Below are 22,694 nucleotides of genomic sequence, written 5' to 3' on the forward strand. Positions count from 1 at the left end.
TTACAAACCTTTATAAGTTACAAAATTTCTTGGAGTTTCGTACAAGGTAATCTCTAATTCTTTATCAGCATCAATCAAAACACGAAGTTTATTCCAAATAATGTAAGCAATATGCTCGGCAGTAGGATTCAAATCTTTGAACTCTGGAACATCTTCGTTTAAATTTTTATGATCAAAAGCTTCCTCAATATGCTCTTTGATTAAATCGGATAAGACTTTAGTATCAATCACATAACCCGTATCTGTATCCACTTCTCCCGTAACCGAAACAATTAGTTCGTAATTATGACCGTGAAAGTTAGGATTATTACATTTCCCAAAAACCTCCTGATTTTTTTCCATAGTCCAATCCTTACGATACAATCGATGTGCTGCATTAAAATGGGCTTTTCTTGAAACAGTTACTCTCATAATTTGGTTTTTAGGTAATGGTTAAAAGGATCTATGAATTATTTTTTTAAAATTTATCCTATTTCTTTAATCTGTGTTCCTTAATATGAAATTTATAATTTATGATCTTCTAGATAATGATAAAATTCATCAAATATAATCTTAAACCAAACGGTGTAAGTATCAGGATTTAAAATCATATCTTCTTTGATAGCTTCAATGCTCATCCATTTCCAGTTTTCTACTTCTTCTGGATTTATAATTGGTGCTTCATTGTAATAACCAATCATCACATGGTCTAATTCGTGTTCGGTTAACCCATTATCAAATGGCGCTTTGTAGATGAAATGAAATAATTCTTTTAAATTGGTTTGAAAACCCATTTCTTCAAACAAGCGACGCTTACCAGCTTCAATATTGGTTTCTCCAGCACGTTGATGACTACAACAAGTATTTGTCCATAAAAGGGGTGAATGATATTTGTGATGCGCACGTTGTTGCAACATTACTTCATTTTTTTCATTCAAAACAAACACTGAAAAAGCCCTGTGTAAAACCGCTTTTTCATGTGCTTCCATCTTATTCATAAGCCCAATAGGCTCATCTCTTTCATTAACTAAAATTACTTGTTCTTCTATCATAGCATTGCGTATACGTTTCAAAAATACAAAAAAAGAAAGGATTAATTATTCGTTTTTAAGTTTGTGATAAGTTTAACGTATGTTGAATTATTGAATATTATGAATAAAATTAGAAATTCATATGACATTAGTAATCAATAACTTTTTTTTACTATCTTTGCGCCATTAGTAATGATATGAATTTCTTCTTGCAATACTTTGATTAAAAGTACTTTATAAATTCTTGTTTAGTTAGCTTGTGTTTTTTTATCTATTTACTTTTAAATTAATTTTAATATTTTTATTTAAATGGCGAGACCACAAGAAACTTTTAACAAACGAGAACAAGAAAAATTAAAAGCACAAAAAAGAAAAGAAAAGCAAGAAAAAAAAGAAGCTCGTAAAGCTAATCCTAAATTATCAGGTGATGATTTGTATGTTTATGTTGATGAATATGGACATTTAACAAGCACACCACCAGACCCTACAAAAAGAATTGAAGTAGATATTGAAAGTATTGAAATTGGTGTTTCTAGAAGAACTGAAAGTGAAGAAGTGCCAACTGAAAGAAGAGGAACTGTAGATTTCTTTAACGAATCCAAAGGTTTTGGTTTTATAAAAGAAGTTGAAACTGGAGAAAAATACTTTGTTCATATTAGCGGTTTAATTGATAAAGTAATTGAAGGCAATTTAGTAACTTACGATTTAGAAAAAGGTGCTAAAGGCATGAATGCTGTAAACGTTAAAAAAATATAATTTCCCCCCTTTTTATCCCAAATTTCTTTAAATCACAGTGCAAGCTGTGATTTTTTTATTTCCCTAAACTCTCAGCAATTTTCAAGGCACATTTTTCACCATCAATTGCTGCTGAAATAATTCCGCCTGCATAACCTGCTCCTTCACCACAAGGATACAAACCTTTGATTTGAACATGTTCCAAAGAAAAGTGATCTCTTGGAATTCGTACAGGTGATGAAGTTCTACTCTCTGGAGCATGTAAAATAGCTTCATTGGTCATGTAGCCTTTCATTGATTTTCCGAATTGTACAAAACCTTCTCGCATGATTTGAGTTAAAAATCTAGGAAAAACTTGTCCTAATTCTACTGGAGTAGTTCCTGGAACATAGGATGTTTTTGGAATGTCTTGAGAAACTTTATTTTGCGTAAAATCAACCATTCGTTGCGCTGGAACTTTTTGTGTTTTTCCTGCCAAATCCCAAGCTTTTTGTTCAATCGCTTTCTGAAACTCCATTCCAGCTAAAGGTCCAAATTTCTCAAATGGTTTAAAATCTTCTAATTTTAATTCCACCACAATTCCAGAATTGGCAGTTGCTTGGTCACGTTTTGAAGGTGACCATCCGTTGGTAACTACTTCACCTGGAGCTGTAGCGCAAGGCGCAATTACACCACCTGGACACATACAAAACGAATACATACCACGACCATTTACTTGTTTTACAATCGAATAAGGCGCTGGCGGTAAATAATCACCACGAAAATCACATGAATATTGAATTTGGTCTATCAATTCTTGTGGATGTTCAGCACGAACCCCTAAAGCAAAAGGTTTTGCTTCGATATGAATCCCTTTTTTATGTAATAGTTCAAAAATATCACGAGCGGAATGTCCCGTAGCTAAAATCACTTTGTTGGCCGAAATGACATCACCATTTTGAATAACGACACCTTGCATTTCATTGTTCTTAATAACGAAATCAGTAACGCGAGTTTCAAACAAAACTTGTCCGCCACATGCGATGATTTTTTCGCGAATATCTTGAATGATTTGGGGTAATTTGTTAGTTCCAATATGCGGATGGGCTTCAACCATAATATCAGGTGTTGCACCAAATCCTACTAAAAGAGCTAAAATTCGATCTACATCTCCACGTTTTTTAGAACGAGTATATAATTTTCCATCAGAATACGTTCCGGCTCCACCTTCACCAAAACAATAATTAGAATTTTCGTTTACGATACCATCACGATTAATTGCTTTCAAATCACGACGACGACCACGAACATCTTTTCCGCGCTCCAAAACGATAGGTTTTAAACCTAATTCAATTAATTGCAAAGCAGCAAATAATCCCGCCGGACCAGCACCAACAACAATTACTTCTTGTTTATTCGAAACATTAGGATAATCAGGTAATTCAATTTTTTGGGCTACAAAAGGTTCGCCAACTAAAAATATATTGGCTTTAATATTAATTTTTATTGCTTTCTGACGGGCATCAATCGAACGTTTTACAACTACCACTTTCTGAATTTCTTTTGGGCTAACCTGAAATAACTTGGCAACATGTTGGGCTAACAAAATTTCATTTGCTGCTACTTCGGGTGAAACTTGAAATTGTAATTCGCGTGGCATAATCTAAATATTTCGGCAAATATACTACTTGATTTTCGATTTTTCCTCAAAAGCACGCAACGCAAAAGAAGCCAACCAATGTTCGCCTTCGTAATTACCATCTACAATAGAAGGTAATGAGAAAGACAAATGTTTATCTGCCAAAGGCTTCAAATGCGAAAATTGTTGAGGATACTGCTGAATTAAAAAGTAGATATTCCAAGCTCGGCTGAAATTCAAACCATCTAAATGCACTAAATGACCATCGGTTCTATCAGATACACGCGCTACTTCCCATTGCCATTTTTTTGAAAACAATTGGGGTGCAAATTTTTTCAACCAAGGAAGAAATTCATTTTGAGGTAAAATACGTTGCATAATCGCGATTTCTTCCATACAAGGTGATAAAAAATCGGTTCCGCTAGGTTCCCAATAAAACGGACAATTTTCATCATTTAAAAATAAGCGTTTGGCATGTTTTTGAATACTTTCTTGCAACTCTATATTCTTTGAAAAAACTGCATAATCCCAAGCAAATGTTAATCCAAAAGCTGTATTTGAATGCGTTCCCACACGTATTGGATAAAGTAATTTTGGCAAAAACTCAAGATATCGTTTTATAATTAAATCGGTTAATGGATGTAAATTTTGAGCTAATTCTTTGGCAAAAGGTTCATTCGAAAGTTCCAACTCATGCTGTAATTTGAGTAACCAATTCCATCCATAAGTACGCTCAAAGGATTTCTCATGTGTTTTTTCAAAATAGGCTATTTCTTGAGCAATATTTTCTTTTGAAAGATTGATTTGTAACTTTTCGATGATTTGCTCCCGATCTTTTATGTCTTTAAAATTAGTTAACAAATACACCAAACTCCAATGACCATGCACCGAAGAATGCCAATCAAAACAACCATAAAACGCAGGATGTAAAGCTTTTGGCGACAATAATTCAGTTTCATTCAATAAAAGTTGGTTGAGTTTGTTTGGATATTCTTGTTGCAAACATTTCACTGGCAAACTCGCCAAATGATTCGCTTGTTCTAATGTGAGTTGTTGAGAAAACGCAAAAGTTCCAACAAAAAGTAAGGCAAATACAACTTTCATATCTATTTAGTTTTTTCAAATGTACTAAAAACTTACCTTTGATTTTTAATTTGAAAACATGAACCGAAAAATAAAACTCATTTGGGATTTTAGAGGAGAAGCTGCAGCTAAAACAGCCGAACACCATGATATTCATCTGAATGAATACTTAGAAAAAGAAAAAATCACATTAGAAAAAACGGGTTTTGAAATCATCAATGAGATGCATGCCATTGCTTTTATTGTAGTAGAAGAAAAAGACATGATTACATTTAGAGACATTTTAAAACCACATCGTGGTGAAATTTATAATGCAAATTAATTTATGATTTCAACACTAATCAATATGTTCGGGAATAAATGTCCCAATTGTAACAAAGGAAAGATTTTTGAAAAAGGATTATTACATTTCAGTTTTCGTTTCCCAAAAATGCATGAAAATTGCTCCAATTGTGGAACCAAATTTGAAAAAGAACCCGGTTTTTTCTTTGGTGCCATGTTTGTGAGTTATGCACTAGGTGTGGCAGAAGCCTTAATTACCTATTTTATCTGCATGCCATTTTTTGAAGAAACTTTTGATTTAAGGATAATTCCAATAATTGGAACGGTGATTTTAAGTTTAACTTTAGTCAACATCAAACTTTCTAGAATCATTTGGATTTATATTTTTAAAGAATATTCTGTGTAAAAAGAAAATCCAAACTCTATAAATAGAGTTTGGATTTATATTTTAAAATCAAGAATTAATTCGCTACTTCGCTAATAAATTTAATTCGCATCAAACGTAATTCTTCAGTATCGTAATCACCGTCGAATTCTTTCAACGCCAAATCAATTTTATCCGATTCGGATTCCATGAAATAATCGTGAATTTCTTCTTGTTGGTCTTCATCTAAAATTTCGTCAATCCAATATTTGATATTCAATTTGGTTCCCGAATAAACAATTTGTTCCATCTCTTTCAACAAACCATCCATATCTAACCCTTTTGCTTTAGCGATGTCATCTAATCCCAACTTTCTATCTACATTCTGAATGATATACAACTTCAATCCAGAATTAGCCCCAGTTGATTTCACTACTAAATCATCTGGACGAATAATATCGTTATCTTCAACATATCGACTGATCAAATCAACAAATGGCTTTCCATATTTTTTGGCTTTCCCTTCTCCTACTCCGTGCACATTACTCAACTCATCAATAGAAATTGGATATTTCAACGCCATATCTTCCAAAGAAGGATCTTGGAAAATAACAAATGGAGGCACACCTAATTTTTTAGCTTCTTTCTTACGTAAATCACGTAACATAGCCATTAAGGCTTCGTCTGCTGTTCCAGAAGATTTTGCTGCAGTTACAATCGCTTCATCTTCTTCCTCATTGTATTCATGATCTTCTGACATCATAAAAGATTCTGGCTTTTTAAGGAACTCTTCTCCTTTTTTAGCCATTTTCAAAACGCCATACGTTTCAATATCTTTTGTTAGCAATCCTGACACTAAAACTTGTCGAATTAAAGCCATCCAATATTTCTCATCAAAAGAGGCACCTGATCCAAAACAAGGTAGAGCATCAATCTTTTGAGCTTTTATAACCGCATTAATTTTGCCAACTAACGCTAAAACCACTTCTTTAGATTTAAATAATTGCTTGGTTTCTTGAACTACCTTTAATAAAGTAACCACTTGGTCTTGCGCTTCAACTTTCTTCTTCGGATTACGAACGTTGTCATCCATGTCTGCCCCTTCACCGTTTACATCGTCGAATTCTTCACCAAAATAATGCAATAAGAATTTACGACGAGACATAGAAGTTTCAGCATACGCTACCACTTCTTGTAACAAAGCAAAACCGATTTCTTGTTCCGCAACCGGTTTTCCAGAGAGGAATTTTTCTAACTTCTCAATATCTTTATAGGAATAGTATGCTAAACAATGTCCTTCACCACCATCACGACCAGCACGACCTGTTTCTTGGTAGTAACTTTCTAAAGATTTTGGAATATCATGGTGAATTACATAACGAACATCGGGTTTATCGATTCCCATACCAAAGGCTATAGTTGCCACTACAACCTCAACATCCTCCATCAAAAACATATCTTGATGTTTGGCACGTGTTTTAGCATCTAAACCCGCATGATATGGAACAGCACTAATACCATTAACCTGTAAAACTTGGGCAATTTCTTCCACTTTTTTACGGCTCAAACAGTAAATTACACCTGATTTTCCTTTATGTTGTTTGATGAATCGAATAATATCCGATTCTACATTTTTAGTTTTTGTACGTACTTCGTAATATAAGTTGGGACGGTTAAATGATGCTTTGAATGTATTGGCATCTGGCATGTCCAAGTTTTTCAAGATATCTTCTTGAACTTTTGGAGTTGCTGTTGCGGTTAAACCAATCATAGGCACATCACCTAATTGGCGCACTATATTTCTTAGATTACGATATTCTGGACGGAAATCATGTCCCCATTCTGAAATACAATGGGCTTCGTCTATAGCAACAAAAGATAGTTTTACACTATTTAAAAACTCAATATATTCTTCTTTTGTTAGAGATTCTGGAGCAACATATAACAATTTCGTAATACCAGAAGTAATGTCTTTTTTTACCTGATTAACTTCTGTTTTATTTAACGAAGAGTTCAAAACATGAGCAATACCGGGTTCAGAACTCAAGCTTCGTATTGCGTCTACTTGGTTTTTCATTAAGGCAATTAATGGAGAAACCACAATTGCAGTTCCGTCTAACACTAATGCTGGCAATTGATAACAAAGTGACTTACCACCGCCTGTTGGCATAATTACAAAAGTATTATTTCCGGTAATGATACTTTTAACCACTTGTTCTTGAAGACCTTTGAATTGGTTAAAACCAAAATATCTCTTTAATTCTTTATGTAAATCAATTTCGTTTGGATTCATTCTCTATTAATATGATTTTACCTAAATTTGCAAACATAAAGATACAATTTTCTTTAATACACACAAATTTTTTAATCTATCTATTTTGAGCACAACAAATACGATTTTAGCAACTGCAAAAAGAACACTGCTTTCTGAGAGCAAGAGCATTGAAAACTTAATTAATTACCTTGATGAAGACTTTGCCAAAAGTGTTTCAGAAATCTACAATACTAAAGGAAGATTAGTAGTAACAGGAATTGGTAAAAGTGCATTAATCGCTCAAAAGATTGTGGCTACTTTAAATTCTACAGGAACACCTTCAATGTTTTTACATGCAGCAGAGGCGGTTCATGGTGATTTAGGTATGGTACAACCAGAAGACATCATTATTTGCATTTCTAAAAGCGGTAACAGTCCAGAAATCAAAGTATTAGTTCCGTTATTAAAGCGTTTTGGCAATACACTTATCGGAATGACCGCAGATAAAAATTCATTTTTAGGAAAAGAATCGCATTATATTTTGCATGCTTATGTAGAAAATGAAGCATGTCCAAACAACTTAGCACCAACCAATAGTACCACTGCTCAATTAGTACTTGGAGATGCGTTAGCGGTTTGTTTGATGGAAATGCGCAATTTTAAAAGTGAAGACTTTGCAGTGTATCATCCTGGCGGTGCTTTAGGAAAAAAATTATTGTTGCGTGTAAAAGATATGTTAGATACCACTCACAAACCTATGGTAACTCCAGATGCCTCAATCAAGAAAGTAATAATGGAGATTTCAGAAAAACGCTTGGGAGTAACAGCAGTTATTGAAAACAATCAAGTTGTTGGAATTGTTACAGATGGAGACATTCGTCGTATGTTAAACGATCGCGATACGTTTTCTGATTTGTCAGCAAAAGATATCATGACGAAAAACCCAAAACACATCAACTCTTCAATTTTGGTTTCAGAAGCTTTAAATATTTTAGAAAACAATTCCATTACACAATTAGTGGTAATTGATGAAAATGAATATAAAGGAATACTTCACTTACACGATATTTTAAAAGAAGGAATCGTATAATGGCAGAAAAAAACATAAAAGAGATGTCATTTTTAGATCATCTCGAAGAATTACGCTGGTTATTAGTTAGAAGTTCGGCAGCCATTTTATTATGTGCCGTTGTTGCTTTCTTTTTTAGCGACTTTATTTTTAACGAAATCATTTTTGGACCTAAAAGTCCCGATTTTATTACGTATCAGTTTTTTTGCGATTTAGGAAAACAATTTAATTTAGGAGATACTATGTGTATAACCGAAATCAATTTACCCATTCAAAATCGTGAAATGGGCGGACAATTTTCGATGCACATGTGGACCTCTATAACTGTTGGGTTTATTTTCGCATTTCCATTCATGTTGTGGGAAATTTGGAAATTCATCAGTCCAGCATTGTATGAAAACGAAAAAAAATATGCGGCTTCATTTATTATAATCTCATCCATTTTGTTCTTTATTGGTGTTTTATTTGGTTATTATTTAATAGCGCCATTATCTGTTCAATTCTTTGCAAGTTATATTGTAAGCCCTGAAATCAATAACTCTATAGACATTGATTCGTATATCAGTTTAATGAAAACATCAGCAATTGCAAGTGGATTATTGTTTGAATTACCAATCATTATTTTCTTCTTAACTAAAATAGGTTTGGTAAATCCAGAATTTTTAAGAAAATACAGAAAATACACTTTAGTAATTGTTTTAATATTATCTGCAATTATTACACCACCAGACGTTATTAGTCAAATCATTGTAGCTATTCCTATTATGATCTTATATGAGGCTAGTATTTTGATTAGTGTTTTAGTTGTAAAAGCGCAAGAAAAAGAAAAATTAAAAGCATAAAAAAATGGCAGATTTAGTAAAAGAATTCAATGATTATCGTTCTAAAATGAACGAAAAATTATTAGCCGATAACAATAAAGTTATTAAAAGAATTTTCAATGTAGATACCAATGCCTACATGGAAGGTGCTTTAGATGTAAAAACAAAAGAGTTATTAGGCTTAGTTGCTTCGGCAGTTTTGCGTTGTGACGATTGTATAAAATACCATTTAGAAACAGCTTATAAAAACGGAGTAAACAAAGAAGAAATGATGGAGGCTATGGGAATTGCCACTTTAGTTGGTGGAACTATCGTAATTCCCCATTTGAGACGTGCTTATGAATTTTGGGAAGCTTTGGAGAATGAGCCAATGAGCTAATGTGTCAATGTTCCAATATACAATTAACAATAAATTGGCACATTAACAAATTGTCTAATTGACACATTATTTCTTATTTTTACAAAATATTAAAACATTGACATATTGCCGAATTGGCTAATTGACATATTGATACATTGCCTAATTGGCTAATTGGCATATTGCCTCATTGTCTAATTGACACATTACAAAATGAAATTAAGAGCAGAAAATTTAGTTAAAACCTATAAAAAAAGAAGTGTAGTAAAAGGGATTTCCGTTGAAGTAAATCAGGGAGAAATTGTAGGTTTATTGGGTCCAAATGGTGCCGGAAAAACCACTTCATTCTACATGATTGTAGGTTTAGTAAAACCAAATAGCGGTTCTATCTATTTAGATGACATGGATATCACAAATTATCCAATGTATAAGCGTGCACAGAACGGTATTGGTTATTTAGCTCAAGAAGCTTCTGTTTTTAGAAAATTGAGTATTGAAGATAACATTATGAGTGTTTTGCAATTGACTACTCTTTCAAAAGCAGAACAAGAAGCTAAAATGGAAGCCTTGATTGATGAATTTGCTTTACAACATATTCGTACTAATCGTGGAGATTTGCTTTCTGGAGGAGAACGCCGCAGAACTGAAATTGCACGTGCATTAGCAACTGATCCAAAATTCATTCTTTTGGACGAACCTTTTGCAGGAGTTGACCCTGTAGCCGTTGAAGATATTCAACGAATTGTAGCCCAATTAAAAAACAAAAACATCGGAATTCTTATTACCGACCACAATGTTCAAGAAACTTTGGCTATTACTGACAAAACCTACTTAATGTTTGAAGGTGGCATTTTAAAAGCAGGAAAGCCAGAAGAATTGGTAGCTGATGAAATGGTTAGACGTGTTTATCTAGGACAAAATTTTGAGTTACGAAAAACCAAAATTGATTTTGATGCTCCAAAAACAACCATTATTCATGGTAAAGGAGAATTAAATTTGAATAAAGAATAGTTTTTTTTGTAGCACAAAGTTTCACGGATTTTAGCACAAAGCTTTATTTCTTTTATCATAGTACTGATTGTTAAACAAGGGATGCTTGGCAGCAAGACAAGCTATGCGCATAGTCTAATGTGAATTATACTAAGTGCAATGTGCGACACTTCGGACTAAATCAACAATACGTGAAACAACTGTTTCTATGTGTTTTAATGAATTGCATCCTTTGCGAAAAAACTTTACTTCTTTACGTTTAAACAACTATCGAATACACTTCAGCAACAATTTATTTGTATCGCCATTAAAAATATTAATATCCACCATTCCTTCAATGCCTTGAATTTGGGCTTTTTCAGTAAATTGCCAAAAGAGCCAATCCGATTCTAAATCATTGCGCCAAAAATTATAATTGGCAATCCAAAGTGGATAATCTGAAAATTCCTTTTTTAGGAAATCTGTATAATAACTCTCCCCAGAATAAATTATTGGTTTTACTTTATAGTGCTTTTCCACTTTTTTCAACCATCTTCGTAATCCTACTTTTAGACTATCAATTGATTGAGATTTTGGTAATTTTTCAATATCCAAAACGGGTGGCAAATCCCCTTTTTGTAATTTTACCGTAGTAATAAAATTTTCTGCTTGTTCCAATGAATTTTCATTGGGACGATAATAATGATAAGCGCCTCGAATAATTTGCCTTTCTTTTGCCCCTTTCCAGTTTTCTTTAAATCTGGTATCAATTTTGTTTTTTCCAGCCGTAGCACGAATAAAAACAAATGACAACTCAAAAGCTTCATCAATATGATAAGTTTGCTCCCAATCGATTTTGCTTTGATATTCTGAAACATCAAAACCTATGGCTTTGTCATCGTGTTTGTGTAACACTTCATAAATGCGGATATCTGCTAATTTCCGTTCTTCTTTGGATAAAGTTGCTATATTTTTATTGGTTTTAAAACCCAAATAATACAAAAAACCATCTCGAAACTTATAAATTCCAATCGCAACAAATAACAAAAGAACTAAAGAAATCAGGTAGAAAATCCATTTTCTTTTCGAGTTTGATTTTCTTTTTGTTATTGATTTATGCCTTTGAATTTTATAGGTCATTACGCTTTTACTTTATTCGCAATCACAGAAACTAAAACATAACTAATGATAATCAAAGGAATAGCAACAAAACCTAATACAAAAAAGGATAAAATAGAACCTAATAAAAACAAGATTTGCATTTTATATTTTGCCCAAGTAAATTCTTTTATTTTCAATGAAAAAAGTGGAATTTCGGCATTTAAAATATAAGCACTTACTATTGTAATTACTAACAACACATAAGGGTTGTATAATATATTTGTTAGTGTTTCAAAATCATTTGCAAATTGTATCATTGGAATACTCATAATTACCAAAGCATTAGCAGGTGTTGGTAACCCAATGAAAGAATCGGTTTGTCGTGTATCTATATTAAAATTAGCCAAACGATAACACGATGCTATGGTAATTAAAAACCCTAAATAAGGAACAAATCCCATATAAAATGTATCTTCAGTTAGCATATAAGCAGGTTGCGTTTGTTGTATATCCTCAAACAATCTAAACATCATTAATCCTGGCACAACGCCACAGGTTACCATATCCGCTAAAGAATCTAACTGAACTCCAAGAGGTCCGGCTACATTAAATTTTCTTGCAAAAAAACCATCCCAAAAGTCAAAGAATATTCCTAAGCAAACAAAAAGAAAAGCTTCATCAAAATAACCTCTAAAAATGGCAATAATTGCCAATAAACCAGAAGAAAGGTTTAATAACGTAATAAGGTTAGGAATGTGTTTTTTAATTGTCATAGTTATATTTTTAAAAAAATCTTACAAAACTTTATAAATTTAGAGCAAAGGTAATACAATAAGTTAATACTTTTAGAGTTTAGTATTTGAGAAATTTATTTCATCTTTGTAAAAAAATTGGCATTGAAAAAGACCACCTTATATTTTTTAATTTGTTTTTGTTGGATGGCTTATGGACAATCCATTCGGAAGTATTCCAATGAATTTTTAAATATTGGTGTAGATGCTGCGGCTTTAGGGATGTCAAACGCTGTAGTTTCACACACAGGTGATGTTAATTCAGGCTATTGGAATCCGGCAGGGTTATTAAAATTAGAAGACAAGCAATTTGCGATTATGCATGCCAATTATTTTGCGAATATTGCGCAATATGATTATGCTGGTTTTGCCATGCCAATAGACGACAGAAGCGCCGTGGGAATTTCAATAATTCGTTTTGGAGTTGATGACATTTTAAACACTACGCAACTTATCGACAGTGAAGGAAACATCGACTATAACCGCATTTCTCTTTTTTCAGCTGCAGATTATGGATTAACCGTTTCATACGCTAGAAGTTTACCTATTGAAGGTTTAAATTATGGAGTTAATGCAAAAGTTATACGAAGAGTTATAGGAGATTTTGCAAATTCTTGGGGATTTGGATTGGATTTAGGAATACAATATATCAGTGATGATGAAGATTGGAAATTTGGTTTAATGATTCGGGATATTACAACAACTTACAATACTTGGACCATTAATGAAGAAAAATATCAGGAAATTGCTGATGCTATTCCGGGAGAGAATCAAGAATTACCTGAAACTAGCGAAATTACATTACCTAAAGCGCAATTAGGAATGTCTAAAAAATGGATTATTCGTTATGATTATAGTTTGTTAGCAGCAACTAATTTAAACATGCAATTTGCTAGAACAAATGATTTAATCTCAACTAACGCTGTAAGTATTGATCCAGCTTTAGGGTTAGAATTTGGCTACATTGATTTGGTTTATCTTAGAGCTGGCGTTGGAAATTTTCAACAAATAACTCAAATTGACAATTCCAATAAATTAAGTTTTCAACCTAATATTGGAATAGGATTCAAATACAAAGGAATTCAAGTTGACTATGCTTTAACCGATTTAGGAGATCAAAGCGCTGCCTTATATTCCAATATCTTTTCACTAAAAGTGGATTGGGAATTGTTTAGATAATTCTCATCAGAAAAAAGACAAAAGAACATAGATAATAGAACTCGAATGATAAAAAAATTACTTTTCCTATTTCTTTTCCTTGGAACAACAATTTCTTATTCCCAAAACATCACACTTTCTGAAAAGGCAAAAGTTAGTATTTTAACTTGTGGTCTAGGCCCTGAATCGTATGCTATGTATGGCCATACTGGAATTCGAATTAAAGACAGTTTAAAAGGAATTGATATAGTTTATAATTATGGTGCATTTGATTTTAGCACTCCAAACTTTATTGGAAAATTTGTAAAAGGTGATTTACAATATTTTGTTACTTATGGAAATTTCATCGACTTCTATTACAATTATCAATACGAAAATAGAGAGATAATTGAACAAGAATTAAACCTTACACCTTTACAAATTCGTGATTTATATCAGCAATTAAATCAGTCTGTTTTTAGTGAAGAGCGTTTTTACACTTATAAGTTCATTGATCGAAATTGCACCACTATGGTTGTGGATAAAATAAATGGCATTTTAGGAAAGGAATACATAAAATCAAACACAACTAACCAATCGTATCGGGAAATATTATATCCTTATATGACTGATTTTTACATGAAATTAGGAATACAATTGATTTTTGGTACAAAAGTAGATGAACCTGCTACCCGCTTATTTCTTCCATACGAATTTAAAGATGCTATTTCTGCGACAAAAGTTAATGGAAATCTGATTGAAAAAAACAAGACAACCCTTCTTAAAGTTACTCAATCAGAATTGCCTTTTAATTGGCTTAATTCTATTTATTCGTTGATTACCATTTTGTTAATTTTAGTATTTTTAAACAAAAAATGGATACAAATTAGCTACTTTATTTTAGCTGGAATTTTAGGTGTATTCTTTTCTTTAGTTGGTTTGTATTCCTTACATGAAGAAGTATTATGGAATTATAACATATTATTATTTAACCCGCTTTTATTAGTTTTTGCTTGGTATCTTAAAAAAGGAATTAAAGATAGAATTGTTTTATTTGGGAAAGTAATTTTAGCCTTATTGTTAGTGTATTTAGCCTATATGACTACAAAAATTCACTTTGAAATTGTATGGCCTTTTATCGCCTTACATTTTTATTGGATAGGAAAAATTATTTTACAAATAAAAAAAGTAAGTAACTAGCTTCTTATTGACCTCTGAAGAAAAGAATAGTGCTCAATGTCTTGATAATAATATTAATATCAAGAAATAAACTTCTATGTTTAATGTAATACAAATCATATCGAAGCTTCATTAAACTATCTTCAAGATTTGCTCCATAAGGATAATTTACTTGTGCCCAACCTGTTAATCCTGGCTTAATTACATGGCGAGATTGATATAATGGAATTACACTTGATATTTCATCAACAAATACTTTTCGTTCAGGTCTAGGTCCAATTATTGCCATATCCCCTTTCAATACATTGATAAATTGAGGAAATTCATCTAATCTAGTCTTACGCAAAAATTTTCCAAAAGGAGTAATTCGACTATCATTCGTAGTTGCAAAAACAGCTCCATTTTGTTCAGCATTTTGAACCATCGTTCGCAACTTATATATTGTAAATGGAACTCCATTTTTTCCAATTCTTTCCTGTGTATAAAAAAAACTACCTTTATTAAAAAATAGATTAATCAACCAAATAATTGGACAAATTAGCATAAAACCTAGTAAACCTACTATTGACAATAAAATATCAAATAAACGGTTAAAATAGATATATAATTTGTTTTGATTACTTCTACTAAATGGAAAAAATTTATACAATTCTTTATCTTCAAATTGAATTGGTAATCGATAAGTACTGCTCTCATAAACTTGATTGTATTTACGAATAACAATTCCTTTCTCTAATAAACCAAGCAATTTAGTGTATAAATCTAATGAGGTTAATTTATTTTTTGAACTAATAACTACAATTTCAGAAATATAGTTTCGAGTTACAAATTCCTCTAAATGTTCTTCCGAAACTAATTCTATTTTAGATTCATGATGAGATTCTCCTATTGCAATATATCCTAAAACATGATAATGAGGATTAAACTTTGATAATTCTGCAACCATGAAATCAATTTCCTTGCTATTTGCAACAAACAAGACTTTTTTCATAAAGCGATTAGAAGCAAATAAAACAATATAAAGATACCTTCCTAATGATAAAGAAAATAAGATGGAAAAGAAAAATAATAAAATTTGTAAACGATTTGAAGGTAAAACGGGTGTATAAAAGGGTGTTAATAAATAAACTAATACCGTAACTGAAGAAGTTAAAATTATACTTTTTGAAATTTGAAGTCGATTACTTGCCGTTTGTAAATTATACATTTCAAAAATAGACCCAAAAAGAAGCAAATAAACCGCTAATACAATTGTCCATGTAAAGTTAGTTTGAGATACTTTAAAATAGTCAAATTGAAAATAATGACCAATAAAAGCCAAAACAGTTATTGGAAAAAACAAATCTATAAAACGTAATAATATCTTACGTTCTGAAATTTCAAAATGTATTTTTCTTTTTTGTACTTGCATAGTTTTAGGGGAAATTTAGGTGCAAAGAAACAAAAATAATATTAATACAATAATAAAAATTAATATAACATCTTTAACCACTGCTTTTTGACAACTCCCCAATCCAATTGTTCAATCCATTTTCTACCATTTGACGATAACAAACTACACTTTAAACTATCCGACAATAAATCAATTATTACATTAGCCATTTGTTCATCATCATCATCGTTAACTAAAATTGCATTTTGATTATGAGTTAACAAATAAGGAATTCCACCAACATTTGTTGAAATAACTGGCAAACCAATTGCCATAGCCTCCATTACACTAACAGGAGTATTATCAAAATGGGTCGTATTTATAAAAAAATCAGAATTTGATGCCAATTCTAACCATTGATCTCTACTTAATTTACCTGTAAAGTTTACTTCAACACCTAGTTCTTGTGCAAATTTCTTGGTTGTATTAAGACTTCCATCTTTATCAGGCCCCACCATTGTTAGTTGAGCATTAGGGTATTTTTTTTGGATTCTAGAAAGTACTTTAATTGCCATTTTTGGATTATAAATTGTGGCAAAAGCTCTAACCCAAATAATTTTTGGAGCATAATTATCTCTTGATTTAAAATTGTAGTGTTTTATTTCAAGAGCATTAGGAATGTAGATAATATTATGATATCCGTGTTCTTCAAAAACTTTTTTTAAAAATCCTGAAGGCGCTACATTTTGATAAGCATTCGAAAACAACTTTTTGCAAATTCTTGGATTTAATTTCAATCGCTTAGGTAAATCTCCACCATGAAGAATGGGTATATATTTTATTTTAAAAATATCAGACAAATAGCCACAAAAAAAAGCATACCAAAAAGCTTTCGTACTATACGTATCAATTAGAACATAAGAAACTTTATTACGGTATTTAAATAAAGTTAATAACATATCAAGTAATCGAAAAAGAAACCTTTTTTTACTTGAGGCATAATAAATCTCAAAACCTTCTTTCTCTAAATTAGGACCTAAAGTTTCAATAGTGGTTTTATTTAAACCATGTTTAGACAGTTGGTTTCCTATGTATAGTATTTTCATCTACAAAGCTTACTTTTAAAAGTGTTAAAGCATAAATAAATGCTGGTGCTGCAATACGCATTGCCGCGTGATTGATTGTTAATAACCAAAAAACAAAAAAGGAAATTAAAAAAATATGTTCTCTGTTATTCAAATAAAAAATTAGTGGTGTAAACAACAAAATCATGAATGCTAAAATACCAAAAACACCATGTTCAGCTAACAATCTAGTAATTTCATTATGAGATGCCGCTTCTATACCAGTCATTTGTTCTCTATATTCTTTGTTTTTACCAACACCTATTCCCCATACTGGATTCTCTAAAAACATGATTAATTCGGTATTCGCAATTTCTCCCCTTCCTCCTAATTTATCAACTTTTTCCCTTCCTCTAGCATCTTTATTTGCATATCTATTTTCTATCATGCCGCCCGTTTGCAACACACTATAAGTCCATACAAAACCTCCAATTATCAGAGAACTTATAGTTAGAATCACAATAATACTTTTTGCTTTAGTGTTTGCAAACCAATATAAAACAAAGATTAATACTACAATCATTGCAATAGCAGTTAATACTCCTCCTCTAGAAAAAGTTACAATCCCTCTAAAAGATGTCATTAACAACAAGGCTAAATGAACTAAAAAAACCAATTTTGATTTGGAAAATAATATCAATAAAGCAAAAAAACAAAACATACCTAAACCTAGGATTGTAGAAACTTGATTGGGACCAAAACCTCCAGAAGTAGCAAAATTTGATTGCGTTCCTGTAACTACATCTCTAATTGAAGGTGTATATAAAAACAAATACACTACCATGGACACTAACGGTAATGCAATTGCCTTAATTATATATTCTATTTGAGTTAATGTAACTTTTCTGTTAAAACAATACAATGCGCTAACAAACAAAGCAACTTCACCAAGTATGTTAAACAATATTGCTTTTCTTACATCTACTTCATATCCAAGGACATTAGCACCTATATAAACTCCGGGCAACAGAAGCAAAATAAAAAATAAATAAATAATTGCGTTTTTAGAAATTCCTGAATACAGCATCCCTAAAATAAAGAAAATAATCACTTCATATTTTGCTAGTTCATGAACTGCATTTCCTCCCGTCATCCTTAAAAACACTTCGACACCAACTACATACGAAGTAATCAAAAGTACTTCATTATTCTTATTTTTAGAATTAACTAGCAAAATTGTACCTAATAAAGGTATAAGGACACCATAAATTTTGGAAAGAAAAGGCACTGCATAAATTAAAAAGGCTAGCAAAACATGCAATCCTAAAATCAATAAATATGTACGTTGATTACTTTTCATAAATCCATTTGAAATTTATTCTAGAAAATTTCTAGTTTGATCAATTATTTTGATAGGCTGATATTATTTTCTGAATTACTTTTTCTGGAGCATAATTATCCTTAACAAAGGTATTTAAATTTTTAGCCAGAGAAGCATTTTTATCTGATTCGTTTTCAATTTTCATAAAGACATCTCGCAATTCTTCTTCATTATTTGAAGAAATTAAATAACCCGTTACATCATTTTGAACAATTGAATTACAATAACCAACATTAGTACAAATTACGGTTAAACCTGCCATACCATACTCTAACAAAGTAACTGGAAATCCTTCATAACTTGATACTAATATCCCTACTGAAGCTTGTTTTAAAATATTATTCACATCTGTACAAGTACCATAAATAAAAATACTTTCTTGCAAATTATTTTGTTGGATAAAATCTTTTAACTCATCAGAATAACTATCCTTTTTGTCTTTACCAATTAAATGCAAAGTCCAACCTAAATTTGCTATTTTACTTGTATAAAATGAACGTAAAGCCAAAATATGGTTTTTAGGATGATGTAAATTAGCTAAAAAAACTATCCTTTTTTCCGGACTTCCATTAAGAAAAGTAACCGGTAGTTCTTGTGAAGAATCAGAAGTGAAATTAGATAAAAATTCAACATTTTTAACCATTAATTTCTTTTTAGCCCAATCCCTAAGTACCTCATTAACTGTAAAAACACCGCTAAACAAAATTGAAAACAAACGAAGTAAAAAGTAATTATCTCTAGATTGAACTCGATTACCAAAATGATCATGCCAATAAACACGAATAGAAGGCATTGTAAATTTTAATAAAATGGCAAAAAAATATGACGTTCCGTGTGCATGAATTGTATTTACTTTATTGTTCTTAACAAACTTTCTCAATCGAAGTAACGCACTAATATCAACCGATTTCTTTTTATCTAAAAAGGCATAACTTACCTTTTCATAAATCGTACTTTTCAAACCACCTTCTAATCGGGTTACCACTAATCCTGATAAAGCTACTTTATCAACAAGTCCGTTTGCAATAGTTACAGTCATACGCTCGGCACCACCTGGCTCTAGGCTGTCGATTAACTGAATTACGCGAATATTATTATCTATTTTCAAAGAAACTTTATTATTATCATTTACAATTTAATCCTAAATAGCGTGAAATTTAATCAACTTATTGATTAATTAACTTTTTTATTTCCTCTTCAAAAAAGTCTAATGTATATTTTTGAGACCAAAGTTGGCTTTCTAAACTCATAGCTTGATAAGACTTATTATAATCGATAACAGAATTAATTTTCAATACATCATTTAACAAATTTTCACTCAATACAATGCCTCGTTTTCCATAATCTAACATAAAAGGCACACATGAAACAGGATTTACTACAGGAACACAACCCCAAAACATTGCTTCTGCCACAACTTTTGGCCAACCTTCACTTTTGGAAGGCAACAATAAAAAATGACTTTTTTTATAGGCTTCTAAAACCGTTTCTTTAGATTGATTTCCATTCAAGAAAATAAAGTTTTGTAATGAATGCTCTTTAATGTATGCCGTTATCGTGTCTCTCAATTCTCCTTCGCCAAATAAATTTAGTTGTACATTTTTACCATTTTTAATAAGTTCATTTACTAATTGAACCGCATATAAAGGTTGCTTACCTTTAGACAAAGTACCCACAAACAGAAATTCAATTGTACCATCAAAAGTTCTAGGTTGAGTGGCAACTTTATCAGATTCAAAATAAGTGGCTGTAAAAAATGGCTTAATATTTTTAGTTTGCTTTGGCCAATTACCATAAACCAAAACTTGCATATTATGGGTTAAAATTGTATTACTTAATATCCAACGTTGCAATTTGTACGTAAATGGTTGCTTTGCTTTAGGATCCCAATTACCTGCATATTTAGCGGTTTTTTTCTTAAAGGGAAAAAATATTTGAACTATTGACGCAATTAAGCCCATGTTCCCAGGACAACGCAAATGAATGTGATCAGCCTTAAGCATTGCCTTGAAAATTATAAAAAAAGAGAAAAATATGGCCGGTATTGCTTTTAACAAATTGAAAAAAGAGGTAACATCAAATTCTTTTAATTTAAAAATTGTATCTACTGGAAAAGAAATTGGAGCAATTAATAATTTTTTTTCCTCATTCCATATGGGACAGCAAAAATCAATTGAATTAGTATATTTTGCCCATAACTGCATTTCTTTTTCATAAGGAGCATACAGTGCTAATTTTTTATCTTGATTTATTATTGGTGCTGAAGAAATAACAACTAACTTCATCTTAAATATAGCCCTCCGAACTTTTTTCAGAAACCTTGATTGCAGGAACGCCCAGCATAACGCTATTGTTTGAAACATTAGAATTTACTAATGAACAAGCGCCAATTAAGACATTATTTCCTACAATAATATTTCCAGCAATAACTGCATTTGCCGCAATATAGACATCATTTCCTATTGACGGAACTCCTCTTTTTTCGCCAATTCCAGAAACACCAATAGTTACTCCTTGAGAAATATTACAATTATTCCCTATAACTGTTTTAGCATTTAAGATAATCCCACCAAAATGACCTATGTAAAAGGAATGACCTATTTTAACTGAAGAAGGTATCGAAATTCCGGTCAAGATTTCAATCATTTTTTGCCAAATCAAACAAAAAATCTGTAAAAAATGTTTTAAAATAGGAACAGGCAAATTATAAACAGAATGAGCTATCCTATATTGAAGGATAGCCCAAAAACTTTGTGTAAAAAAAACTATAGTAAAAAAATTACCTCCGTATTTTTTATATTTTTTGTAATCAAGATAGATTAAATTAAGGCAACTCATTTACTTTTTTAAATTAAAAATGTAAAGATACAACTCTGATTTAACAATACAAGAAAACAAATTAATTGGTTTTATTAAATAGATCTTCTAAAAACTCGTTTGTTACGGGTTTACTTGCAAACATTACTGAACTATTAATTTTTGCTTTTTGTATGTATAAATCATCTACCGTAGTTGATAAAATACATATTTTAGTATGCGATTTGATAACATCAGATAAATCATTAAATCTATCTAAAAACCCAAAGCCATCAATTACTGGCATATAGATATCTAAAAAAATAAAATCGGGTAATTTATCCGTTGTATTTTGAAATTCCTCTAAAAATTGAATGGCAGTTGTAGAGGAATTAAACTCCATTATATCTATAGATTCATCTATATTATTAATAATTTTAGATGTAATATAACAATCGAACTCATTGTCGTCAACGATCATTATTTTTTTTATTGTTTTATTCATTAAATAGGGGTATTAAATTATAATTTTATAAATTTTAAAAATTCTTCTTGTCTTCTTTTAGCAATTGGAAGCGAAATCCCGTTGGGCAATTCACAATATAACCCGTCTTTTTTTGTAATTTTAATTATCTTTTTAACATTTATAATATAAGAATGATGAATTCTAAAAAAATGATTATTCAACAAAACAGAACTATATTCTCCTAAGTTCTTACTTGATAATATTTCATGTTTGTTTTCTAAGACAAAATCGGTATATTTTCCATCTGCTTTACAATATAATATCTCTTCAATTTTTATCAAATCAATTTTATCAGATGATGAAATAGCAATAAATCCATTATTAGTACTTAAAATTCCAATTGAACTTATTTGATTTAATTTCTGATTTTGAAAACTTATTTCCATTTCAATCAACTTGATTACTTTATACAAGGAAACGATTAATCCATTAAAATTTAAGGGTTTTAATAAAAAATCTACTGCATTGTATTGATATGCTTCATAAGCTTTATTTCTGTCTTCAGAAATAAAAATAAATTTAGGGATATTAAAATCCAATTCTTTAAGCAAATCAAATGAAGCCAAGTTCTCATCAGTAGGATCTAAAAAAACTAAATCAGGTTTTTGTTTTTTTATGATTTCGATTCCATCAATAAAATTGTCACAATGTTCATTAATTTCAATAATAACTAAATTCTCCTCCGCAAAATTGGAAAGTTTTTTAATAACTTCACTATTCGACTCAATGATTATGGCTTTTATTAATTTCATATTTTAGAATTCATATTTTTATTATAATCGAA

General features: G+C 31.0%; 24 protein-coding genes. 9 read left to right on the forward strand and 15 right to left on the reverse strand.

Annotated elements, in window-relative coordinates; all coding sequences use genetic code 11:
- Both LOS86_RS10905 and idi read right to left on the reverse strand, forming a co-directional pair.
- On the reverse strand, nucleotides 1–411 hold the full coding sequence (locus tag LOS86_RS10905; RefSeq protein WP_231842132.1) for a 6-pyruvoyl trahydropterin synthase family protein: 411 nt from the start codon (nucleotides 409–411) through the stop codon (nucleotides 1–3).
- Between the two features lie 92 nt (nucleotides 412–503).
- Entirely contained in the window at nucleotides 504–1,031 is a 528-nt protein-coding gene (gene idi, locus LOS86_RS10910) for an isopentenyl-diphosphate Delta-isomerase (RefSeq protein WP_231842133.1), read from the reverse strand.
- Between the two features lie 288 nt (nucleotides 1,032–1,319).
- On the opposite strand from idi, the gene LOS86_RS10915 reads away from it, so the two are divergent.
- A complete protein-coding gene (locus tag LOS86_RS10915; RefSeq protein ID WP_231842134.1) occupies nucleotides 1,320–1,766 on the forward strand; it encodes a cold-shock protein in 447 nt (148 codons plus the stop codon).
- Between the two features lie 55 nt (nucleotides 1,767–1,821).
- Here the strand turns inward: LOS86_RS10915 and LOS86_RS10920 are convergent, their stop codons facing one another.
- On the reverse strand, nucleotides 1,822–3,384 hold the full coding sequence (locus LOS86_RS10920; RefSeq protein ID WP_231842135.1) for an NAD(P)/FAD-dependent oxidoreductase: 1,563 nt from the start codon (nucleotides 3,382–3,384) through the stop codon (nucleotides 1,822–1,824).
- A gap of 24 nt (nucleotides 3,385–3,408) precedes the next feature.
- Complete coding sequence (locus tag LOS86_RS10925) at nucleotides 3,409–4,467, reverse strand: DUF2891 domain-containing protein (RefSeq protein WP_231842136.1); 1,059 nt, start codon at nucleotides 4,465–4,467, stop codon at nucleotides 3,409–3,411.
- A 58-nt stretch (nucleotides 4,468–4,525) separates the two neighbouring features.
- On the opposite strand from LOS86_RS10925, the gene LOS86_RS10930 reads away from it, so the two are divergent.
- Together LOS86_RS10930 and LOS86_RS10935 are read left to right on the forward strand one after the other, a co-directional pair.
- The gene (locus LOS86_RS10930; RefSeq protein WP_231842137.1) at nucleotides 4,526–4,768 is read left to right on the forward strand and encodes a hypothetical protein; all 243 of its coding nucleotides are present in this window, start codon (nucleotides 4,526–4,528) and stop codon (nucleotides 4,766–4,768) included.
- A 3-nt stretch (nucleotides 4,769–4,771) separates the two neighbouring features.
- Entirely contained in the window at nucleotides 4,772–5,134 is a 363-nt protein-coding gene (locus tag LOS86_RS10935; protein ID WP_231842138.1) for a DUF983 domain-containing protein, read from the forward strand.
- A 55-nt stretch (nucleotides 5,135–5,189) separates the two neighbouring features.
- On the opposite strand, the gene recQ is transcribed toward LOS86_RS10935, so the two are convergent.
- Nucleotides 5,190–7,385: a DNA helicase RecQ gene (recQ, locus tag LOS86_RS10940; RefSeq protein WP_231842139.1), complete on the reverse strand. Its 2,196-nt coding sequence runs from the start codon at nucleotides 7,383–7,385 to the stop codon at nucleotides 5,190–5,192.
- An 85-nt stretch (nucleotides 7,386–7,470) separates the two neighbouring features.
- Here recQ and LOS86_RS10945 point away from each other — a divergent pair, with 85 nt between their 5' ends.
- From LOS86_RS10945 to lptB, 4 genes are all read left to right on the forward strand, one after another.
- On the forward strand, nucleotides 7,471–8,436 hold the full coding sequence (locus LOS86_RS10945; protein WP_231842140.1) for a KpsF/GutQ family sugar-phosphate isomerase: 966 nt from the start codon (nucleotides 7,471–7,473) through the stop codon (nucleotides 8,434–8,436).
- Between the two features lie 23 nt (nucleotides 8,437–8,459).
- Nucleotides 8,460–9,257 (forward strand): twin-arginine translocase subunit TatC, encoded by a 798-nt coding sequence (gene tatC / locus LOS86_RS10950; protein ID WP_231842141.1) that lies wholly within the window; start codon nucleotides 8,460–8,462, stop codon nucleotides 9,255–9,257.
- Between the two features lie 4 nt (nucleotides 9,258–9,261).
- Entirely contained in the window at nucleotides 9,262–9,615 is a 354-nt protein-coding gene (locus LOS86_RS10955; RefSeq protein ID WP_231842142.1) for a carboxymuconolactone decarboxylase family protein, read from the forward strand.
- A 192-nt stretch (nucleotides 9,616–9,807) separates the two neighbouring features.
- Nucleotides 9,808–10,605: an LPS export ABC transporter ATP-binding protein gene (gene lptB, locus LOS86_RS10960; RefSeq protein WP_231842143.1), complete on the forward strand. Its 798-nt coding sequence runs from the start codon at nucleotides 9,808–9,810 to the stop codon at nucleotides 10,603–10,605.
- Nucleotides 10,606–10,851: 246 nt separating this feature from the next.
- Here lptB and LOS86_RS10965 read toward each other — a convergent pair whose 3' ends face one another.
- On the reverse strand, nucleotides 10,852–11,703 hold the full coding sequence (locus tag LOS86_RS10965; RefSeq protein ID WP_231842144.1) for a glycoside hydrolase family 25 protein: 852 nt from the start codon (nucleotides 11,701–11,703) through the stop codon (nucleotides 10,852–10,854).
- A complete protein-coding gene (locus LOS86_RS10970; RefSeq protein WP_231842145.1) occupies nucleotides 11,703–12,437 on the reverse strand; it encodes a CDP-alcohol phosphatidyltransferase family protein in 735 nt (244 codons plus the stop codon). The genes LOS86_RS10965 and LOS86_RS10970 overlap by 1 nt, the downstream gene beginning before the upstream one ends.
- Before the next feature lie 165 nt (nucleotides 12,438–12,602).
- Between LOS86_RS10970 and LOS86_RS10975 the strand changes: the two genes are divergently transcribed.
- Together LOS86_RS10975 and LOS86_RS10980 are read left to right on the forward strand one after the other, a co-directional pair.
- Nucleotides 12,603–13,634: a putative type IX sorting system protein PorV2 gene (locus tag LOS86_RS10975; protein ID WP_231843935.1), complete on the forward strand. Its 1,032-nt coding sequence runs from the start codon at nucleotides 12,603–12,605 to the stop codon at nucleotides 13,632–13,634.
- Between the two features lie 45 nt (nucleotides 13,635–13,679).
- Nucleotides 13,680–14,792, forward strand: a complete 1,113-nt coding sequence (locus tag LOS86_RS10980) for a lipoprotein N-acyltransferase Lnb domain-containing protein (protein WP_231842146.1) — start codon at nucleotides 13,680–13,682, stop codon at nucleotides 14,790–14,792.
- A gap of 4 nt (nucleotides 14,793–14,796) precedes the next feature.
- Here the strand turns inward: LOS86_RS10980 and LOS86_RS10985 are convergent, their stop codons facing one another.
- The 8 genes from LOS86_RS10985 to LOS86_RS11020 all read right to left on the reverse strand — a co-directional run bounded on the left by LOS86_RS10985 (nucleotide 14,797) and on the right by LOS86_RS11020 (nucleotide 22,662).
- A complete protein-coding gene (locus tag LOS86_RS10985) occupies nucleotides 14,797–16,182 on the reverse strand; it encodes an exopolysaccharide biosynthesis polyprenyl glycosylphosphotransferase (protein WP_231842147.1) in 1,386 nt (461 codons plus the stop codon).
- 59 nt (nucleotides 16,183–16,241) lie between these two features.
- Nucleotides 16,242–17,249 carry a glycosyltransferase family 4 protein gene (locus LOS86_RS10990; RefSeq protein WP_231842148.1) on the reverse strand — a complete coding sequence of 336 codons (1,008 nt, stop codon included), beginning with the start codon at nucleotides 17,247–17,249 and terminating at the stop codon, nucleotides 16,242–16,244.
- On the reverse strand, nucleotides 17,215–18,567 hold the full coding sequence (locus tag LOS86_RS10995; protein WP_231842149.1) for an O-antigen ligase family protein: 1,353 nt from the start codon (nucleotides 18,565–18,567) through the stop codon (nucleotides 17,215–17,217). The genes LOS86_RS10990 and LOS86_RS10995 overlap by 35 nt, the downstream gene beginning before the upstream one ends.
- A 40-nt stretch (nucleotides 18,568–18,607) precedes the next feature.
- The gene (locus tag LOS86_RS11000) at nucleotides 18,608–19,696 is read right to left on the reverse strand and encodes a glycosyltransferase (protein WP_231842150.1); all 1,089 of its coding nucleotides are present in this window, start codon (nucleotides 19,694–19,696) and stop codon (nucleotides 18,608–18,610) included.
- A 58-nt stretch (nucleotides 19,697–19,754) separates the two neighbouring features.
- A complete protein-coding gene (locus LOS86_RS11005) occupies nucleotides 19,755–20,873 on the reverse strand; it encodes a glycosyltransferase (RefSeq protein WP_231842151.1) in 1,119 nt (372 codons plus the stop codon).
- Between the two features lies 1 nt (nucleotide 20,874).
- Nucleotides 20,875–21,234 (reverse strand): serine O-acetyltransferase, encoded by a 360-nt coding sequence (locus tag LOS86_RS11010; protein WP_231842152.1) that lies wholly within the window; start codon nucleotides 21,232–21,234, stop codon nucleotides 20,875–20,877.
- A 253-nt stretch (nucleotides 21,235–21,487) separates the two neighbouring features.
- A complete protein-coding gene (locus LOS86_RS11015; protein WP_231842153.1) occupies nucleotides 21,488–21,889 on the reverse strand; it encodes a response regulator in 402 nt (133 codons plus the stop codon).
- Nucleotides 21,890–21,906: 17 nt separating this feature from the next.
- Nucleotides 21,907–22,662 (reverse strand): LytR/AlgR family response regulator transcription factor, encoded by a 756-nt coding sequence (locus LOS86_RS11020; RefSeq protein WP_231842154.1) that lies wholly within the window; start codon nucleotides 22,660–22,662, stop codon nucleotides 21,907–21,909.
- Nucleotides 22,663–22,694 lie beyond the last annotated feature (32 nt).

Origin of the sequence: Flavobacterium cyclinae (assembly GCF_021172145.1) — a bacterium.
Classification (GTDB): Bacteria; Bacteroidota; Bacteroidia; order Flavobacteriales; family Flavobacteriaceae; genus Flavobacterium; species Flavobacterium cyclinae.

Coding starts and splice junctions, on each gene's coding strand:
- LOS86_RS10905 (WP_231842132.1), bottom strand. CDS start 411: ATGAGAGTAACTGTTTCAAGAAAAGCCCATTTTAATGCAGCACATCGA.
- idi (WP_231842133.1), bottom strand. CDS start 1,031: ATGATAGAAGAACAAGTAATTTTAGTTAATGAAAGAGATGAGCCTATT.
- LOS86_RS10915 (WP_231842134.1), top strand. CDS start 1,320: ATGGCGAGACCACAAGAAACTTTTAACAAACGAGAACAAGAAAAATTA.
- LOS86_RS10920 (WP_231842135.1), bottom strand. CDS start 3,384: ATGCCACGCGAATTACAATTTCAAGTTTCACCCGAAGTAGCAGCAAAT.
- LOS86_RS10925 (WP_231842136.1), bottom strand. CDS start 4,467: ATGAAAGTTGTATTTGCCTTACTTTTTGTTGGAACTTTTGCGTTTTCT.
- LOS86_RS10930 (WP_231842137.1), top strand. CDS start 4,526: ATGAACCGAAAAATAAAACTCATTTGGGATTTTAGAGGAGAAGCTGCA.
- LOS86_RS10935 (WP_231842138.1), top strand. CDS start 4,772: ATGATTTCAACACTAATCAATATGTTCGGGAATAAATGTCCCAATTGT.
- recQ (WP_231842139.1), bottom strand. CDS start 7,385: ATGAATCCAAACGAAATTGATTTACATAAAGAATTAAAGAGATATTTT.
- tatC (WP_231842141.1), top strand. CDS start 8,460: ATGTCATTTTTAGATCATCTCGAAGAATTACGCTGGTTATTAGTTAGA.
- LOS86_RS10955 (WP_231842142.1), top strand. CDS start 9,262: ATGGCAGATTTAGTAAAAGAATTCAATGATTATCGTTCTAAAATGAAC.
- lptB (WP_231842143.1), top strand. CDS start 9,808: ATGAAATTAAGAGCAGAAAATTTAGTTAAAACCTATAAAAAAAGAAGT.
- LOS86_RS10965 (WP_231842144.1), bottom strand. CDS start 11,703: ATGACCTATAAAATTCAAAGGCATAAATCAATAACAAAAAGAAAATCA.
- LOS86_RS10970 (WP_231842145.1), bottom strand. CDS start 12,437: ATGACAATTAAAAAACACATTCCTAACCTTATTACGTTATTAAACCTT.
- LOS86_RS10975 (WP_231843935.1), top strand. CDS start 12,603: ATGGCTTATGGACAATCCATTCGGAAGTATTCCAATGAATTTTTAAAT.
- LOS86_RS10980 (WP_231842146.1), top strand. CDS start 13,680: ATGATAAAAAAATTACTTTTCCTATTTCTTTTCCTTGGAACAACAATT.
- LOS86_RS10985 (WP_231842147.1), bottom strand. CDS start 16,182: ATGCAAGTACAAAAAAGAAAAATACATTTTGAAATTTCAGAACGTAAG.
- LOS86_RS10990 (WP_231842148.1), bottom strand. CDS start 17,249: ATGAAAATACTATACATAGGAAACCAACTGTCTAAACATGGTTTAAAT.
- LOS86_RS10995 (WP_231842149.1), bottom strand. CDS start 18,567: ATGAAAAGTAATCAACGTACATATTTATTGATTTTAGGATTGCATGTT.
- LOS86_RS11005 (WP_231842151.1), bottom strand. CDS start 20,873: ATGAAGTTAGTTGTTATTTCTTCAGCACCAATAATAAATCAAGATAAA.
- LOS86_RS11010 (WP_231842152.1), bottom strand. CDS start 21,234: ATGATTGAAATCTTGACCGGAATTTCGATACCTTCTTCAGTTAAAATA.
- LOS86_RS11015 (WP_231842153.1), bottom strand. CDS start 21,889: ATGAATAAAACAATAAAAAAAATAATGATCGTTGACGACAATGAGTTC.
- LOS86_RS11020 (WP_231842154.1), bottom strand. CDS start 22,662: ATGAAATTAATAAAAGCCATAATCATTGAGTCGAATAGTGAAGTTATT.